Below are 16020 nucleotides of genomic sequence, written 5' to 3'. Positions count from 1 at the left end.
GAATTGTTTTAGCCATCCGGAATCCTCAGACGATCAGTACGTCATGATGTGACGGAGGCGTCACCGGCGCGAGCGCGGCGTCATGAGTGCCAAGCGCGTCGTCCGGCGCGGGCGTGACGGGATGGCTGGACGCCGTCTGGACCTGAGCAAGAGCGACTTCCGCAGCGTCCTCCCCCTGCGCAGTATTCTGCACCTCCGTGTGCGCGGACGTCGTGTGGCCGGACATCGGACTGAAAGCAAAGTTCTCACTGGCAGTGCTGGTCGCGAGTGTTTGTCCAAGCGTATCAACGGCAATACTGGCATTCGCGAATTTCAGAAATTCCGTATTGGTCAGATAGTCGGTGCCGTCGCGGCCGGCGACGCTGTCAGTGACGATCGTCTGAACGCCACTGCGGCTGATGCTGTAGTCGGCCACATCGCCGGAGAATACCGCGGTGTCGGTGCCGTTGCCGCCATTGATGATGTCATTGCCGATCCCGCCAGCAATGTAGTCATCGCCATCTCCGCCACGGACGACATCGTTGTCGCTCGATGCGCCGAAGAACCAGTCCTGATGCTTGGCCGTGTCGAACTGGATGCTGCGGACATAGAGATCGAACGAGCCGGGTGAACTGGCATTGGTGCCGTCGGCCGGCACCAGATCGACGCCATTGATGGCAATGTCCTTGAAATGCAGCGCGCGCCCGGGCTCGGAATTTGCGAGATTGATCGCGACACTGGAGATGCTGGCGGGATTGTCGAAAGTGATCGTGTAGGTCTGGTAGCCCGACGGATCGCTCGCGGGCGTGAATTCAAGCACGCCCGAAACCGGCTGGCCATTGACCAGAACCTGCGCCTGCGCGCCGATGCCGTTCACCACCGAACCATAGCCCGTCAGGCTGATGGCGGTTGTTGCGAGCTTTCCCGCAGTATCGGGCCCGGCGACAATCGTGTCATTCCCGGCGCCGCCATAGATCTCGTCGTGTCCGAGCCCACCGAAGATGACGTCGTTGCCGCCTCCGAGATCAATCGTATCGCCGATCGACGAGCCCGTGACGGTGATGCCCGGCGTTGCTCCTGTCCCATGGAAATATTGCGCCACCACATCCTGCGCCGGCTTGTCCATGACCGAATAGCCGGTCTCCGAATAGAAGTTGTTGAGGTCCCACTGCCAGAACTCTACGCCTTTCAGCCAGCTGCCGCCATGCGCGCCCCAGACCTGGAAGAAAGCGTTATAGGCGTCTGCCTGCTCGGCGAGATCCGCGGGTGCCTTCGATGATCCGCCGCCCGGATTGATCGCGGTGCCGTCGATGCTGCGATAGCCGACCTCGGTCATCAGTACCGGCTTGCCGTAATCCATCGACAGCGAATGAAAGAAATCGACGGGCGATTGATAGCCGAACGCTTTCGCGTAATACGGATTATACGGCACCTCATTCCAAGCGTGCACGAGATCGTCCACCGTCGGCGTCGTGCTGGCCGTCAAGGGTGGATAGGCGTTGATCCCGATCGTATCGACCTGGTCCCAGAAGCTGACCTTGGATGCCTCGTCGGTCGCCGCCGCGTAGGTGACTTCGCCATGATAGACACCGCGCACCGCTCCGATGATATCGGTCCAATAGCTGCGATAGGCGTCGCCTGAGAGGCTGCTCATCTCGTTGCCGATGGCGAAACTGGCGACATTGCCCTGCTCTGCAATTTCGGCCAGGTGCACGATCTCGGCCTTGTACGACGCAAAGAACGCATCGACATCCGACGGCGCCAGACTGTGCGAGATCGTGCCATCGAGACCCGTGATGCCGGGCTTGAAGACAACATCCAGCCCCGCAGCATGGGCCTTCTGAAAGCCAGCCAGCAGGCTTGCGTCGCTTTCGGTCTTGGCCGGCACGGCGAGCACGTCATTGCCCGTACGGCTGTCGGTCCATATCCGCGTCGTCAGCGCGATCGAATTCGATCCGAGGGACGCCATGGCCTGAAACGCCTGATCGGCCGACGCACTGGAGAACTGTCCATTCCACTCCGACAGTGCACCGAAACCTTGGACCTTAAAGATGTTGGGCATTCGCGCTCTCCATCGGCATTGTCTGGAGAAGGCTGAACCCGCAACGTGATACCTTCGCGACCGCAATGGGGTATCATGGTGACGTCTACAAATTGAACCTCGTTGTCACCTTGCGCGGTCAGGGTCATTCAATGAAAAACGCCGCCCGCTATTTCAGCGAACGGCGTTCATCACGTAGTTTCTTGCTCGGCCCGGAAGGCCTCGCCTGCGCTTTACGCGAGTGCCTTCAGTGCAGCCTTGCCGGCATATTTCGCCTGGGTGCCGAGCTGCTGCTCGATGCGCAGCAACTGGTTGTACTTGGCGGTGCGATCGGCGCGTGCCAACGAACCGGTCTTGATCTGTCCGCAATTGGTAGCGACGGCGAGATCGGCGATCGTGGAATCTTCAGTCTCACCCGAACGGTGCGACATCACCGCGGTATAGCCCGCCTTGTAGGCCATCTCGACAGCGCTCAGCGTTTCCGTCAGCGAGCCGATCTGGTTGACCTTGATCAGGATCGAATTGGCGCGGCCGTTCTTGATGCCATCGGCAAGACGCGTGACGTTAGTAACGAACAGATCGTCGCCGACCAGCTGGCACTTCGAACCGATCAGGTCGGTGAGCTGCTTCCAGCCATCCATATCGTCTTCCGACATGCCGTCCTCGATGGAGACGATCGGATAGTTGGCGACGAGCTGGGCGAGATACTTGGCCTGCTCGGAGATGTTGCGGGTCTTGTTCTCGCCGCCATAGACGTAAGCGCCGTCCTTGAAGAATTCGGTGGCGGCGCAATCCATCGCCAGCATCACGTCCTTGCCGGCGGAGTAGCCGGCCTTGCCGATGGCGGCCATAACGAAATCGAGTGCTGCTTCGGCCGAGCCGATATTGGGCGCGAAACCGCCTTCGTCGCCGACATTGGTGTTGTGGCCGGCCTTCTTCAGCTCGCCCTTCAGCGTATGGAAGATCTCGGCGCCGCAGCGCAGGCCTTCGGCGAAGGAGGATGCGCCCACCGGCATGATCATGAATTCCTGGAAGTCGATCGGATTGTCGGCATGCATGCCGCCATTGATGATGTTCATCATCGGCACCGGCAGCGTGCGGGCCGACGTCCCGCCGACATAGCGATACAGCGGCATATCGAAGGATTCAGCAGCCGCCTTGGCGGCGGCCAGCGAAACGCCGAGGATCGCATTGGCGCCGAGGCGCGACTTGTTCGGGGTGCCGTCGAGCTCGATCATGATCTCGTCGAGCTGGACCTGGTTCTCCACGTCCATGCCGCCGATGGCGTCGAAGATCTCGCCATTGATGGCATCGACCGCCTTCTGCACGCCCTTGCCGAGATAGCGGGACTTGTCGCCGTCGCGCAGCTCGACCGCCTCATGGGCGCCAGTGGAGGCACCCGACGGAACCGCGGCGCGGCCCATCGACCCGTCTTCGAGGACGACGTCGACTTCAACCGTGGGATTGCCGCGGCTATCGAGAATTTCGCGGCCGATGATGTCGACGATGGCGGTCATGAATGCCCTCTTTGTGCTTGGGGGTGGGTCGTTGGCGCCGCTTCTACAGCAAGCCTCCCGGCGGGAAAACCCCGCCTGACGTGACGACTGGCCCGGGATTGGCTATGAACCGCCATAACGGAGATATTTATGTCAAAAACACCCCGCAAATCCCCGAAATTGCCAGATGACCTGCAGCTCGGCCGCGCTGTGGAATGGCCGACCTCCCCCGAACAGGCCAAGCTCGACCGTGTACCCAACCCGCAGAAGGACACCAATTACGTGGTGCGCTTCACGGCTCCGGAATTTACCTCGCTGTGCCCGATCACCGGCCAGCCGGATTTCGCCCATCTGATGATCGACTATGTGCCCGGCCAATGGCTGGTCGAGTCGAAGTCGCTCAAGTTGTACCTGGCCTCGTTCCGCAATCACGGCGCCTTCCATGAGGATTGCACCGTGGAGATCGGCAAGCGCGTCGCCTCCGCCATCAAGCCGAAATGGCTGCGTATCGGCGGCTACTGGTATCCGCGCGGCGGCATCCCCATCGACGTGTTCTGGCAGACCGGAACGCTGCCCAAGGGCGTCTGGGTCCCCGAGCAAGGCGTCGCTCCGTATCGCGGGCGGGGATGAAACCTCAGCCCGAAAGGGAAACAACGGAAGATCCAAGCATGCGCCAGCGCAAATCCGCGCGTCTGCTCGTCATCGACAACGACAGGCGCGTTTTGCTCTTCCGTTTTATTCACAAATCAGGTGCCCTCGCCGGCCAGGATTATTGGGCAACACCGGGCGGAGGTTTAGAGGAAGGTGAGACCTTCCATGACGCTGCCATTCGCGAACTCCGGGAAGAAACGGGCTTGATCCGCGATACAGTCGGTGAGCCTGTGGCGGACCGAGAGTTCAGTCTACAAATGCCCGATGGCGAATATGTTAGTTCGTTCGAGAAATATTATCTCGTGACATCGGACGGAGCCACTCCGTCCCGTCTTGAATGGACCCCGCAGGAAGCCGAAGTGATTGCCGATCACCGGTGGTGGTCGAGGGACGAACTCAGGCAGACAACGGATATCGTTTGGCCGGAAAACTTGCTGAACATGCTCGCAACCCCAACCAACTAGGCCGTAGAATGGGTTCAGCGTCTGCGCTCTATCGCACTACCGTCGCATCCGCAGGCTTGGTCGATTTCAGCAGCTTTGCCGCTGCAAATCCGAGCGCAAAGACAATCGCGGCGCTGATCAGCAGCGTCGGCATCTTGCCGGCGTGCGCCAGACCGAAACCATAGGCGATCGGGCCGACCGACTGGCCCATGAAGAAGCAGAAGGCGTGCAGCGACATGGCGCTGGCGCGGGCTTCCTGTGACAGCTCGGTGGAGAATATCTGCAGCGAGCCGTGCAGCATGTAGAAGCCCCAGCCCATCAGCAGCAGGCTCAGTGCCTGGATCTGCCAGTTCGGGCTGAAGGCGGTGGCGGCAAGCTGGATCGCGATCACGATGCCGCCATAGATCATCATGCCGTTGATGCCGAGCCGCGCCAGCATGCGCGACACGGTCGCCGTATAGAACAGGCCGCCGACGGCAAAGCAGGCGATCACGAGGCCGGCGATCGAGAGGCTTGTGACGCCGCGGTCGAACAGGAATGACGAGATATAGGGAAACAGGCCGAGGATACAGCAGCCCTCGACGAACACGGCACTGTAGACGATCAGCGTGTTCGGGTTGCGGAAGATCACCTTGTAGCCCTGGGCAAGCTTGCCGAAGTCGGCCTTCACGGTCGGCTTGATGATCGCGGCGCCCTTGAAGCCATATGCCACCGCGACCGATGCGACGATCGCGAGGCCGCCGAGGATGACCAGCACACCGCGCCAGCCGAAGAAATCGCCGATTACGCCGGATGCAGTCGAACCCAGCAGATTGCCGGTCATGGCGCCGGCCATCACGCGGCTCAGCGCCACCTGACGCAGCTTCGGCCCGACCAGATCGCTGGTCAGGCTGAGGGTCACCGGAAACACCCCGCCTGCCCCGATGCCAGCCAGAACGCGTGTCGCCAGCAGTAGCGGATAGTCGGTGGTGATCGCGCCGAGAATATTGGCGATGCCGAGCAGCACCAGACAGACGATCATCAAACGCGGCTTGCCAAACAGGTCGGCGGCGGCGCCGAGCGCCGGCTGCACGATGGCGAAGGTAAAGGCCAGTGCCGATGCCAGGCCGGCGGCAATTGCCACCGTGATGGACAGATCGTCCGCGACATGCGGCAGCACCGGGTCCAGCGCGCGCATCGATAGCGCGGCGGCGAAGGACGCCAGTGCGATGATATTGAGGACCGGAGGCATCAGCGCGCCACCAGCGCCGCGGCAGAGGGCTGCATGATCAGGCCTTGGCCGCCGTCGCTTTGGCCAGCGCGTCGAACGCCATCAGGTTCTTCACCAGCGCCTCGAAATCGCGGAGCGGCACCATGTTCGGCCCATCGGACGGCGCATTATCCGGATCGGGATGGGTCTCGATGAACACTCCGGCGACACCGACGGCCACGGCCGCACGCGCCAGCACCGGCACGAATTCGCGTTCGCCACCCGATGATGTCCCTTTGCCGCCCGGCTGCTGCACCGAATGGGTCGCGTCGAAGATCACAGGCGCGCCGGTGGTACGCGCGAGGATCGGCAGCGCCCGCATGTCCGAGACCAGCGTGTTGTAGCCGAAGGACGCACCGCGTTCGGTGACCAGCACCTTGTCATTGCCTGACGATGTCAGCTTGCTGACGACATTGGCCATGTCCCAGGGCGCCAGGAACTGGCCCTTCTTCACATTGACGACCTTGCCGGTCGCGGCCGCGGCCAGCAGCAAATCGGTCTGACGGCACAGGAAGGCCGGGATCTGCAGCACGTCCACCGCCTCGGCAGCGCGAGCACATTGATCGTTCTCGTGCACGTCTGTCAGTACCGGCAGGCCGAGCGTCTCGCGGATCTCGGCAAATATGGGCAGAGCATCGTCGAGGCCGATGCCGCGCGCCGCGGAGGCGCTGGTGCGGTTGGCCTTGTCGAACGAGGTCTTGAAGACGAGGCCGATCTTGAGCCGGGTCGCGATCTCCTTCAGTGCCTGCGCCACTTCGAGCGCATGGGCGCGGCTTTCCAGCTGGCACGGCCCGGCGATCACCGAGATCGGCAGAGCATTGCCGAAGCGGACGGTGCCGAGGGCGACGACGGGCGCGGCTATGGAGGATGCGGTCAAAATGGTCTCCTTATTCCGGCGACCATGACCGCAGTACCGGGCGGGATGCAAGCCGGATCAGGCCCGTCCCGCCACTCGGAATATCAGGGTTGCGGCGGGCGACACCTCCAATCTGACCGGGGCGGCTGTGCCGCGCCGGACCGATGGAGCCGTGCCCGGTTGGGCTTACTTGAGCACCGAGAACGCTGTCGGCGTCAGCAGCTGGCTGACGATATTGCCGACGATCTGGCCGTCCTCTTCGGACTTGGCGCGCGCCGACATCCATTCCGGGTCGGACATGAAGGCGGTCCACACCTTCTCGCGCTCGGCGAGCGATTCCCATTTGAGGATGTAGGTCAGTTCCTGATTGGATTCGCCGATCAGCGTGGTGAAGAAACCGGACTGCCGGATGCCGTGCTTCTCCCAGAGCTTCAATGTGACAGATTCAAATCGCTTGATCAGCGCCGGCAAACGTCCCGGCAAACAGCGATAGACGCGTAATTCATAGATCATCGGCTTTGGTTCCTTCCCTTTTTGTCAGCCTTGAAAGACTCTAACGCATGGCTTGTTGCGGCATCGTCCCTTGCCTGCGCAACGTCAGGCTTACATCATGCCGCCTGTGACGCAACCGACTTGGATCCACGATGCAAAAGCCCCTTTTGTCGCTAGTCGCCCTGATGACACTGACCGTGTCTGCCGCCGCTCAACAGCCCGGCAAGATCACGTCGGGCGCCACCGGCGTGATGGTCGATGGCAAGCCGGCGGCGCGCGTCGGTGACACCACCACCGATGGCAAGATCATCGAAGGCGCGAAAGGCGTCTACATTAACGGCAAGCCTGCAGCCGTCGTCGGCGGCAGCACCGAATGTGGCGGCAAGACAATCTCCGGCAGCACTGGCGTGTTCATCAACGGCAAGCCGATGGCCCGAGCCGGCGACAGCACGTCAGGCTGCAAGTAAGATCTGCCGGACATGTCTTTGTCATCCCGGGCGCAATGGGCCGCCGGCGTTGCCGCTCGGCTTGCTATCGCCATCGCCAGTGGCCTCATCCTATTGCCGGCTTTCACCCCCGTCGCCCAAGCGCAGAGCAGCCGCGCACCCAGCGAGCGTGAACTCACGGCAAAGATCCAGGATGCGTTCAACGCGCTGCGCACAGGCAACGACGGCAGCGGCCGCGACCGGCTGAAAAATGCGCTCCGCGAGGTCACGCAGAGCAACTATCACAGCCTCACAATCACGGCCTATCTCAATGCCGCTAGTTCGTTCGAGCGGCGGCGCGACAACGCGACCGCGTCGGATCTTTTTGCCGAAGCGGCCAAGACCCGTGCCGCGCGCGACGGCGGCCGCGATGCGGTTACATTCTGGTTCGAATATGCGCGCTTCCTCGAACGCAGCAATCAATACGATCTCGGCATCCCCGTGGCGACCGAAGCTCGCAAGCGTATGCGCGCGGAATACGGCCCGAACTCAGCGCAGGACATTGCCGGCAGCGACATCCTCGCGACGCTACTGACCAATAACGGCGCGGTCGCATCCGGCCTCAACCTGTCCGAAGAGACTTACCTCAATGCGCGAAAGGCACTCGGCGACCGCGAGCCGCTGACCTGGCGCACCGAGAATAATTATGCCGAAGCGCTGCGCATGGTCGGACATCCCGACGTCGCCGCGGGGATCGACGAACCACTGCTGCGCAAGCGCATCGCGCATTACGGCTATGGCAGCATTCAGGCGCTGGTGAGCGCCAGCAATCTCGCGCTCAACCATCTGGCCATGGGCAACGAAGCCGAAACACTACGCACGCTCGACTTGCAAAAGCGCTGCGCGACCGAACTCGCCGATCCCCGCTCTGAACATGTCCAGCAGGCCAATGTCTGGATCGCCTATACCAAAGCCTATTTCCATCCCGACCAGGAGATGAGCCGCCCTGATCTGGAAGCCATGGCCAAGGTCAAGGACTGGAACGGCGCACCGGATCTCCTGCGCATCAAGGCGGCACAACTCGCTGCCGATCAGTATGAGACACGTGGCGAGACCGACCGCGCGCTGGCGCTGCGGATCGACGCCTATCACCGTTCGCAGACGACCATTGCGCGTCAGCATCCGATCACGTTCGATGCCTTGCTCGGTGTCGCGATGACTCGAATGAAGCGCGGCGACAGGGACACGCTGGCGACCTTCAAGGATGTCGAGCAGCAGGCGTTCCGCTGGATGCTGCGTGAGGTCGGCACCGCCGGTAACCGCTACGTCGCCGAGACCATGCGCAAGCTGGCCGATGATATCCTGTATGAGTTCGGTCGCTACGCGCTGGTCGAACCAGCCGCGGCCATCGCCTATGCCGACGCAGTGTCGCGCTGGAAGACAATGGAAGATGGCGAACGCACATTGCTGCGCCTGACGGCCGACCGGCTGCCTGACGACGCCACCAAGGCACTGGCACAGACTGTACTGCGACTGTCCGGCCAGCAGCAGGAATTGCTGTCGTCAGGCAAGATCGATGACGACGCACGCGACGTGCTCAGGCAACTGCAGGACGCGCGGCAGGCACTTGCGGCGAAGATGGGTGACAAGGCACCAACCGATCTCAAGCTCCCATCCATAGAGGAAAGGCTCGAACGATCAGACGCGCTGGTCGACTTCTTCGTCAGCGGCCGCCGCAACCGCGTTAATCCGATCGCGCCAAAGCCGGAGATGCGGCTGCAGGCCGTGATCCGCCGCCACGACACCGCGCCAGCACTGGTCGATCTCGGCCCGCTCGACAGCTTCCTCGCAGTCGATGCCACGGCGCCAGATCACGCAAAGCTCTTCCGCCGCCTCCATGACACGCTGCTCGGACCGCTGAAGCCGCAGCTCACCGACGTAAAACGACTGTTTCTTGTCCCCGATGCCGAACTCTACAGCCTGCCCTTCGCGATGCTGCAGGATGCGGGCGGCCGCTATCTCGACGAGATTTACAACACCCGGATCATGACGCGCGCCGACGCGCTGTTCTTTGCGAACAACGACAACAGGCTTGCATCGGGCGACAAGGCGCTGTTGGTCGGCGGGCTCGACTATGCCGGCGCCGCCAATGAGCTACCCTCGACGAAGACCGAAGTCGATACGGTCAGCGCCGATCTGAAGAAGCGCAACCTTGTCGTTACCATCCTCTCGGGCAGCGACAGCGGCGAAGCGACGATCCGCGCCGACGCCAAAGGCGCGTCCCTGATCCATCTCGCCACCCACGGCTTCTACAAGACCGCCTCCAACCGCACCGACGCGCTCTGGCGCAGCGGCCTCGTTGCCTCGCGCCCCAATCTCAGCCGCCCGCCGCAGCGCGACGACAATGACGGCGTACTTTATGCGCACGAGCTGATGAACTGGGATTTGTCGTCGGCCAACCTTGTCGTGCTGTCCGCCTGCCAAACCGCGCTCGGCGATCCCAGCCGGATTGGCAGCGTGCGCGGCTTGCCCACCGCCCTTGCCATCGCCGGCGCCCGGCGTTCGCTGCTGACATTGTGGGAGGTCGCCGACGAAGGCACCGCCAACTTCATGGCGCGGTTCTATCAGGTGCTGGCCGACGAGAAACTCGATTACGCCAGCGCGCTCCGGAAGGTCCGCATCGAAGCGATCCAGGGCAAGATCACGGGCGCCAAAGACCCGTCGGTCTGGGCGGCGTTTGTATTCTTCGAGAGCTGAACCTGTGGCTGAGCCGTAGGGTGAAGCGTAATTCGCCCTACGCGATCCCATCCGAACTACGCTTGCCTGAAGCCAGTCAGGAAGGAATCGAGGCAGTCCTGGATTGCATCGATGCCGTATCCGCCCTCCTGAACGATGAGCGTCGGCAGACCCAGCGATTGCATCTTGGTGCCGACGCTCCCGAAGTCCTTTGCGTCAAGCTTCAGGATGCCGATCGGATCATCGCGATGGGCATCAAAGCCGAGCGCCACGACAAGGGCATCGGCGCCAAATGCGCGAACGCGTTCGATCGCCGTGTCGAGCGCTGCATTCATCTCAGCACCACCGGCACCGGGCGGTAAGGGTAGATTGAGATCGAAGCCCTCGCCGGCACCATGGCCGGTCTCGCTTGCATAGCCCGTATAGAACGGCACGAAATTCGTGGGGTCGCCGTGGATCGAGATCGTCAGCACATCTGGACGATTATAGAAAATCTGCTGCGTGCCATCGCCGTGATGAACATCGACATCGATGATCGCCACCTTTCCAAAGCGACTGCGCAATCGCTGCGCGGCAATCGCGCTGTTATTCAGGTAGCAGAATCCTGTGCCGCGATCGGCGCGCGCGTGATGGCCCGACGGCCGGCACAGCGCATAGGCAGCGCGGTCCCCGCCGACGATAGCGTCTGCGCCAGTGACCGCTGTTTCCGACGAGCGCAGGATGGAACGCCAGCTATCGGGGCCCATCGGCACCGACAGATCGCCGAGATACCAGCCCACCTGAGCGATAAATCCGGTTGCCGGGCAATCCCGCCGTGCAGCCTCTTCCGGGCGTCCGCTCCAATACGGGAAATATTGCGGCCACACTTCCGGTCCGTGGTCAGGCAGTTGCGCCCAATTATCCCACGCGGTTTCCAAGAAGCGTACGTAAGCCGGCGTATGCACCGTCAGCGCGGGCGCAGTGCCGTACTCCGCCGGCTTTTCAGGCGTGATCTCGTGCCGCGCCAAAGCGCCGATCAGTCGTTCGGTGCGAACCGGCGAATCCTTGATGGGCACGAAGCGGCCGTAACGCATGAATTGCTGCGGCGAATGAATTGCCTGATCCGGGTGATAGAAAGCGCGCATGGATCATCCCTCTGTCCGTTCGGCCGGTCAGAAGACCGACGCCTCAGGGATCATTCGCATGATTGGTTTCTGCCGATCAATCGGCAGTCTGCGCAGCCCTTATGAGCGCAGCGACATGGGCAACTCGGTCGTAGAGCGGATTGATGAAGCGTGATCCGCCATCCTTCCGTCCCACACACGCCGACGGCGGATTACAGCTTCGCCAAATCCGCCCCTCCGGTCTCACACCAGCCGGCTCTGCGCCGCCGCAGCCTTGATAAACGACGCAAACAGCGGATGCGGCTCGAACGGGCGCGATTTCAGCTCGGGATGATACTGCACACCGATGAACCACGGATGGTTCTCGTATTCGACGATTTCGGGCAGCACGCCATCCGGCGACAGGCCGGAGAACTTCAACCCATGCTTTTCAAGACGGTCTTTATAGGCCGTGTTGACCTCGTAGCGATGGCGATGGCGCTCGGAGATTTCGGTGGCGCCGCCATAGACGTCCGAGACCTTGCTGCCCTTGGTCAGCGTCGCCGGATAGGCGCCGAGTCGCATGGTGCCACCGAGATCGCCGGCATTGTGGCGCTTCTCGAGTTCGTTGCCGCGCAGCCATTCGGTCATCAGGCCGACGACCGGCTCCTTGGTCTCGCCGAACTCCGTGGAGTTGGCGTCCTTGATGCCGCCGAGGTTTCGCGCGGCTTCGATGACCGCCATTTGCATGCCGAAGCAAATTCCGAAGTAAGGCACGTTACGCTCGCGCGCGAACTGCGCCGCGCGGATCTTGCCTTCGGCGCCGCGCTGGCCGAAGCCGCCCGGGACGAGGATGCCGTTGACGTGTTCGAGGAACGGCGCCGGATCCTCGTTTTCGAACACCTCGCTCTCGATCCAGTCGAGATTGACCTTCACCTTGTTGGCAATGCCGCCATGGGACAGCGCTTCGGTCAGCGACTTATAGGCGTCCTTCATGCCGGTATATTTGCCGACAATCGCGATGGTCACCGCGCCTTCCGGATGGCGGATACGCTCGTTGATGGTGTTCCAGGTCTTCAGCTCGGGCAGCGCCTTCGGCGTCATGCCGAATGCGGCCAGCACTTCGTCGTCGAGCCCGGCGACGTGATAGGCCTCGGGCACCGCATAGATGTTGTCGACGTCGCGGGCCTCGATCACGGCGCTTTCGCGGACGTTACAGAACAGCCCCAATTTACGGCGCTCTTCCTTGGGAATATCTCGATCGCAGCGGCACAGCAGGATGTCGGGCTGGATACCGATCGAGCGCAGTTCCTTGACGGAGTGCTGGGTCGGCTTGGTCTTCAACTCGCCGGCGCTCGGAATGTAAGGCAGCAGCGTCAGGTGCACGAACACGGTGTCGCCGCGCGGCAGGTCATTGCGCAACTGGCGGATAGCTTCGAAGAACGGCAGGCCTTCGATGTCGCCGACGGTGCCGCCGATCTCGACCAGCACGAAGTCGTAGCCGTCATTGTCCGACAGAACGAAGTCCTTGATGGCGTTGGTGACGTGCGGGATCACCTGGATGGTGGCGCCGAGATAATCGCCGCGACGTTCCTTGGTGAGGATGTCCTGATAGATTCGTCCGGTGGTGATGTTGTCCTGCTTGGTGGCAGGCCGTCCGGTGAAACGCTCATAATGGCCGAGATCGAGATCGGTCTCGGCACCGTCATCGGTCACGAACACTTCGCCGTGCTGATACGGCGACATCGTTCCGGGATCGAGATTGAGATAGGGGTCAAGCTTGCGAAGCCGGACCTTGTAGCCACGCGCCTGCAACAGCGCGCCTAACGCCGCTGAAGCCAGACCTTTACCGAGCGAGGAAACCACGCCGCCGGTGATGAAAATGTACCGCGCCATGGGACTTAACCTTTAAGGCTCCGAAACCGATTCGCCAAAACGAATCGCAGCCGTCAGCCGAGAATCGGTGAGGCTGTGGGTGACTTGAAAAACGAAATGATTGCAGCCCCTTGATGGGATCTGCTGATGCAGGACGGTAGTCCCCGTCCTGCATGGCGCCTCTGCTTTATTGCGAGCGTGGCGGTGCCGGGGCTGCAGGAGCCTGCTGTTCGTCGGATTTCTTCAGCGTATCCAGCAGGCCGCCCGAGGTTGGCGGAGCCAGCGGCGAGCCCGGCTGCGAGACCGGCGCAGTGTTGCCCGGCAGGATCGAAGTCGGCTTGCGCTCATAGGTCGCGAGCCACGACAGGAACAGGCTGGTCAGGAAGAAGCCCACCGCAAGAACGCCGGTGGTGCGGGTCAGCAGGTTCGCCGTGCCGCGGCTCGACATGAAGCCGCCGCCGCCACCGCCGCCAACGCCTAGGCCGCCGCCTTCGGACTTCTGCAGCAGCACCGTCCCGATCAGGGCCGCGACGATCATGAGGTGGATAACGATAATGACGCTTTGCATCGTGTCCTTCCATCGCAAGCACGCAGCGCCGATCGCCGGCTGCAGTCATGGCTTGCGGGGTTTGAATCCAGCGGTGTCTACACGATCGACCGGGGGATTGTCACCCCCGTGCCGACCGGTCTGGACCGCAAATTCCAGCATTCCGTGGGAGTTAGGGACAGCCCGCCGCGATCGCAAGGAAATCGGCCGCCTTCAGGCTGGCGCCGCCCACCAGTGCACCGTTCACGTGAGGAACCGCCATCAACTCCTTGGCGTTCGATGGCTTGACCGAACCGCCATAGAGGATGCGGATCGAGGCACCCTCGTTCTTAAAGCGTTCAGTCAAACGATCCCGGATAAACTTATGAACTTGCTCGACATCTTGAGCTGTCGGCGTCAGTCCGGTGCCGATCGCCCAGACCGGTTCATAGGCCACGATCAGGTTGCCCGAGGTGGCATCATCCGGCAGCGAGCCTTTCAGCTGGGTGCCGCAGACGTCGAGGGTCTTGCCGGCATCACGTTCGGCCTGGGTCTCGCCGATACAGACGATCGCCGCGAGCCCGGCGCGCCAGACGGCCAGCGCCTTTTCGCGAACCACGGCATCGGTCTCGCCGTGATCGGCGCGGCGTTCGGAATGTCCAACGATAACAGCGGTCGCGCCGGCATCGGCCAACATTTCGGGCGCAATATCGCCGGTATGCGCGCCTGAGACGTTCTTGTGACAATCCTGCGCCCCGACAGAGACGACGTGGCGGCCCTCCTGCCCGAAGCTCGATGCCTTCGATGCGAAACTCGCCAACAGCGTGACCGGGGGACAGACCAGCAGATCGGCCTTGTCCAGCACATCCGGCGCGCCGCGCAGCATCGCTTCGAACTCGGTCATCGACGCCTTGAGGCCGTTCATTTTCCAGTTGCCGGCGATCAGCGGCCGAACGGCATCAGTCATGAGGATATCCTGTCATTTGAAAGAGGTTATCTGAGCTAACAGAGGCGATCCGCCAGCTCAAGCCGACCTGGAGTTCAGGCAGGTTTGGAGTTCAGGCCGGTTTGGTGACCCGCAACCCGCGCTCTTGCTTGATCTGGTCAGCCGTGAGGTCCGGGGCCGAGGGATCGAACTTGCTCCAGCCCGTTGCGGCCAGATCGGTGCGGCGCTGGGCGATATCGACCGATGATGGGTGCAGCAACGCCTCGAGGCGGTCCTTGTCGGCCACCTCGACCTTGGCGCTGACGAGGCTGCCGCCGCGGCGGATGCTCTCGGCATAGACCTCAGCATCGTTCACGGCGACGCCGGCTTCGGCCAGCATCCCGATCACGCCACCAGCTGCGCCCGCGGCTACGGCGCCGGCTGCGGCCGCTGCCAGCCATCCGGCAGCCACGACCGGTCCGAGCCCGGGAATCGCCAGCAGTCCGAGGCCAGCCAATAGTCCGCCGACCCCGCCAAAACCGGCGCCGATCGCGGCGCCCTTGCCGGCGCCCGCGGCATAATCGGGCGCGTACCATTTGTCGGCATTGTTGGCGATGATGCTGATGTCGTCTTCGGCCACGCCGGCTTCACGAAGGTTGATAACGGCCTTCTGCGCGTCGGCGTAGTCGTCGAACAGCCGGGAGATCGTCACCTTGCTCATCGCGCTATCCCCACGGTCATTCCGGCTTCGCCGAGACGTTACCCTTGTAGTCGACGCTGACATGGACCTTCTTGGATCCGCTCATCGCAGTGCCGCGCCAGATCCCCTGGCTGTCGTTCACCAGCGGCGACACGTCGACATAGCCTTGTGACTCCAACGACTTGCGAGCCTGACCTTCAGTAAAACTATTGGCGCCGGGAAGTGGCGGCGTTTCTGTTTTCGGCTGCGAATTCGTCGACTTCGTCACCGTGGGATTCTGCATCGCCGGATTTGGCTGCGCGCCTGCCGGCGCGAGCGCCATCCAGATGCCGCAGGCGGCAACTCCCGATCGCCAACCGATCCGCATGATGTCTCCCGGCAGGCCTGAACGCCCGCTCAACAAAGCGGCAGCGGGCCGGAAAGTTCCATGTGCCGCTAATGCCTCGCGGTAGCGCCGGAAACCGCTTCAATCCGCCCCGCCCCAGCCGGTTGCGACCCGGCTTTTGCCACTTTATGATGCGCCTCCTATTTGGCGACGCCCTCC

The 16020-nt window shown here is 62.4% G+C and carries 16 protein-coding genes; 5 read left to right on the top strand and 11 right to left on the bottom strand.

Annotation, left to right across the window (positions count from 1 at the left end; genetic code table 11):
* Positions 1-25 precede the first annotated feature (25 nt).
* Both AB8A50_RS05020 and eno read right to left on the bottom strand, forming a co-directional pair.
* A complete protein-coding gene (locus AB8A50_RS05020; RefSeq protein WP_439077061.1) occupies positions 26-2041 on the bottom strand; it encodes a glycoside hydrolase family 113 in 2016 nt (671 codons plus the stop codon).
* A 212-nt stretch (positions 2042-2253) separates the two neighbouring features.
* The gene (gene eno, locus AB8A50_RS05015; protein ID WP_439063784.1) at positions 2254-3537 is read right to left on the bottom strand and encodes a phosphopyruvate hydratase; all 1284 of its coding nucleotides are present in this window, start codon (positions 3535-3537) and stop codon (positions 2254-2256) included.
* Between the two features lie 129 nt (positions 3538-3666).
* On the opposite strand from eno, the gene queF reads away from it, so the two are divergent.
* Together queF and AB8A50_RS05005 are read left to right on the top strand one after the other, a co-directional pair.
* Positions 3667-4146, top strand: a complete 480-nt coding sequence (queF, locus tag AB8A50_RS05010) for a preQ(1) synthase (protein ID WP_089264508.1) — start codon at positions 3667-3669, stop codon at positions 4144-4146.
* 38 nt (positions 4147-4184) lie between these two features.
* Entirely contained in the window at positions 4185-4631 is a 447-nt protein-coding gene (locus AB8A50_RS05005; RefSeq protein ID WP_439077060.1) for an NUDIX hydrolase, read from the top strand.
* 28 nt (positions 4632-4659) lie between these two features.
* Here the strand turns inward: AB8A50_RS05005 and AB8A50_RS05000 are convergent, their stop codons facing one another.
* From AB8A50_RS05000 to AB8A50_RS04990, 3 genes are all read right to left on the bottom strand, one after another.
* On the bottom strand, positions 4660-5841 hold the full coding sequence (locus tag AB8A50_RS05000) for an MFS transporter (RefSeq protein ID WP_439077059.1): 1182 nt from the start codon (positions 5839-5841) through the stop codon (positions 4660-4662).
* Between the two features lie 37 nt (positions 5842-5878).
* Positions 5879-6736 carry a 3-deoxy-8-phosphooctulonate synthase gene (kdsA, locus tag AB8A50_RS04995; protein ID WP_439077058.1) on the bottom strand — a complete coding sequence of 286 codons (858 nt, stop codon included), beginning with the start codon at positions 6734-6736 and terminating at the stop codon, positions 5879-5881.
* Positions 6737-6901: 165 nt separating this feature from the next.
* A complete protein-coding gene (locus tag AB8A50_RS04990) occupies positions 6902-7228 on the bottom strand; it encodes an NIPSNAP family protein (protein WP_439077057.1) in 327 nt (108 codons plus the stop codon).
* 131 nt (positions 7229-7359) lie between these two features.
* On the opposite strand from AB8A50_RS04990, the gene AB8A50_RS04985 reads away from it, so the two are divergent.
* Positions 7360-7674, top strand: a complete 315-nt coding sequence (locus AB8A50_RS04985; protein ID WP_439077056.1) for a PAAR domain-containing protein — start codon at positions 7360-7362, stop codon at positions 7672-7674.
* A gap of 12 nt (positions 7675-7686) precedes the next feature.
* Positions 7687-10389 carry a CHAT domain-containing protein gene (locus tag AB8A50_RS04980; RefSeq protein WP_439077055.1) on the top strand — a complete coding sequence of 901 codons (2703 nt, stop codon included), beginning with the start codon at positions 7687-7689 and terminating at the stop codon, positions 10387-10389.
* Positions 10390-10445: 56 nt separating this feature from the next.
* Here the strand turns inward: AB8A50_RS04980 and AB8A50_RS04975 are convergent, their stop codons facing one another.
* Positions 10446-11492 carry a histone deacetylase family protein gene (locus tag AB8A50_RS04975; RefSeq protein ID WP_175367068.1) on the bottom strand — a complete coding sequence of 349 codons (1047 nt, stop codon included), beginning with the start codon at positions 11490-11492 and terminating at the stop codon, positions 10446-10448.
* Between AB8A50_RS04975 and AB8A50_RS04970 the strand changes: the two genes are divergently transcribed.
* Positions 11491-11646 (top strand): hypothetical protein, encoded by a 156-nt coding sequence (locus AB8A50_RS04970; protein ID WP_439077054.1) that lies wholly within the window; start codon positions 11491-11493, stop codon positions 11644-11646. The genes AB8A50_RS04975 and AB8A50_RS04970 overlap by 2 nt on opposite strands.
* A 68-nt stretch (positions 11647-11714) precedes the next feature.
* Here AB8A50_RS04970 and AB8A50_RS04965 read toward each other — a convergent pair whose 3' ends face one another.
* The 5 genes from AB8A50_RS04965 to AB8A50_RS04945 form a co-directional block, all read right to left on the bottom strand.
* Positions 11715-13346 carry a CTP synthase gene (locus AB8A50_RS04965; protein ID WP_068730833.1) on the bottom strand — a complete coding sequence of 544 codons (1632 nt, stop codon included), beginning with the start codon at positions 13344-13346 and terminating at the stop codon, positions 11715-11717.
* A 166-nt stretch (positions 13347-13512) separates the two neighbouring features.
* Positions 13513-13893: a preprotein translocase subunit SecG gene (gene secG / locus AB8A50_RS04960; protein ID WP_068730834.1), complete on the bottom strand. Its 381-nt coding sequence runs from the start codon at positions 13891-13893 to the stop codon at positions 13513-13515.
* A 151-nt stretch (positions 13894-14044) separates the two neighbouring features.
* A complete protein-coding gene (gene tpiA, locus AB8A50_RS04955; protein ID WP_439077053.1) occupies positions 14045-14818 on the bottom strand; it encodes a triose-phosphate isomerase in 774 nt (257 codons plus the stop codon).
* Positions 14819-14909: 91 nt separating this feature from the next.
* Positions 14910-15497, bottom strand: coding sequence for a general stress protein (locus AB8A50_RS04950; protein WP_439071543.1), 588 nt, complete (start codon positions 15495-15497; stop codon positions 14910-14912).
* A 16-nt stretch (positions 15498-15513) separates the two neighbouring features.
* The gene (locus AB8A50_RS04945) at positions 15514-15843 is read right to left on the bottom strand and encodes a hypothetical protein (protein WP_116663541.1); all 330 of its coding nucleotides are present in this window, start codon (positions 15841-15843) and stop codon (positions 15514-15516) included.
* Positions 15844-16020: the final 177 nt, after the last annotated feature.

Source organism: Tardiphaga sp. 841_E9_N1_2, from assembly GCF_051811065.1.
Classification (GTDB): Bacteria; Pseudomonadota; Alphaproteobacteria; order Rhizobiales; family Xanthobacteraceae; genus Tardiphaga; species Tardiphaga robiniae.
The sequence above is the reverse complement of the archived record's forward strand: the minus strand, read 5'-3'. Positions and strand labels throughout refer to the sequence as shown.

Coding starts and splice junctions, on each gene's coding strand:
- AB8A50_RS05020 (WP_439077061.1), bottom strand. CDS start 2,041: ATGCCCAACATCTTTAAGGTCCAAGGTTTCGGTGCACTGTCGGAGTGG.
- eno (WP_439063784.1), bottom strand. CDS start 3,537: ATGACCGCCATCGTCGACATCATCGGCCGCGAAATTCTCGATAGCCGC.
- queF (WP_089264508.1), top strand. CDS start 3,667: ATGTCAAAAACACCCCGCAAATCCCCGAAATTGCCAGATGACCTGCAG.
- AB8A50_RS05005 (WP_439077060.1), top strand. CDS start 4,185: ATGCGCCAGCGCAAATCCGCGCGTCTGCTCGTCATCGACAACGACAGG.
- AB8A50_RS05000 (WP_439077059.1), bottom strand. CDS start 5,841: ATGCCTCCGGTCCTCAATATCATCGCACTGGCGTCCTTCGCCGCCGCG.
- AB8A50_RS04990 (WP_439077057.1), bottom strand. CDS start 7,228: ATGATCTATGAATTACGCGTCTATCGCTGTTTGCCGGGACGTTTGCCG.
- AB8A50_RS04985 (WP_439077056.1), top strand. CDS start 7,360: ATGCAAAAGCCCCTTTTGTCGCTAGTCGCCCTGATGACACTGACCGTG.
- AB8A50_RS04980 (WP_439077055.1), top strand. CDS start 7,687: ATGTCTTTGTCATCCCGGGCGCAATGGGCCGCCGGCGTTGCCGCTCGG.
- AB8A50_RS04970 (WP_439077054.1), top strand. CDS start 11,491: ATGGATCATCCCTCTGTCCGTTCGGCCGGTCAGAAGACCGACGCCTCA.
- AB8A50_RS04975 (WP_175367068.1), bottom strand. CDS start 11,492: ATGCGCGCTTTCTATCACCCGGATCAGGCAATTCATTCGCCGCAGCAA.
- AB8A50_RS04965 (WP_068730833.1), bottom strand. CDS start 13,346: ATGGCGCGGTACATTTTCATCACCGGCGGCGTGGTTTCCTCGCTCGGT.
- secG (WP_068730834.1), bottom strand. CDS start 13,893: ATGCAAAGCGTCATTATCGTTATCCACCTCATGATCGTCGCGGCCCTG.
- tpiA (WP_439077053.1), bottom strand. CDS start 14,818: ATGACTGATGCCGTTCGGCCGCTGATCGCCGGCAACTGGAAAATGAAC.
- AB8A50_RS04950 (WP_439071543.1), bottom strand. CDS start 15,497: ATGAGCAAGGTGACGATCTCCCGGCTGTTCGACGACTACGCCGACGCG.
- AB8A50_RS04945 (WP_116663541.1), bottom strand. CDS start 15,843: ATGCGGATCGGTTGGCGATCGGGAGTTGCCGCCTGCGGCATCTGGATG.